Below are 352 nucleotides of genomic sequence, written 5' to 3'. Positions count from 1 at the left end.
CGGCTGGGAAGCGTCGTTTGAGTTACGCGTCGGCGACGACTGGCCATCCGGCGGCTATCGGGTCACGCTATCGGCGGAAGGTCGCGACGGCAGGCCGATCCACAGCCACCACCTCTTTATCGTCGCGCCGCTGCCCGGCAAAAAACCCGGCCGCCTGCTGCAGGTCGCCGCGACCGGCACCTGGCTCGCCTACAACACCTGGGGCGGTTCGAACCACTATCAGGGCATCACCGGCCCGAAGCGCGATCAGTACGCCACCATGGTATCGACGCAGCGCCCCTGGTGCCGCGGCTTCGTGGTGCTGCCCAAGGAGGCGCCGCGGCCTCACCGCCATCCAGGACGAAACGGTGCC

Annotated in this window: 1 protein-coding gene; it reads left to right on the top strand. The window is 68.5% G+C overall.

Features of this window, described 5'->3' with window-relative positions; genetic code table 11:
- Positions 1-352, top strand: a 352-nt coding sequence (locus EN852_RS36825) for a N,N-dimethylformamidase beta subunit family domain-containing protein (RefSeq protein ID WP_348643537.1), incomplete at both ends; no start/stop codon positions are given.

The organism is Mesorhizobium sp. M2E.F.Ca.ET.209.01.1.1 (assembly GCF_004010375.2).
In the GTDB taxonomy this organism is placed as follows: Bacteria; Pseudomonadota; Alphaproteobacteria; order Rhizobiales; family Rhizobiaceae; genus Mesorhizobium.
The sequence above is the reverse complement of the archived record's forward strand: the minus strand, read 5'-3'. Positions and strand labels throughout refer to the sequence as shown.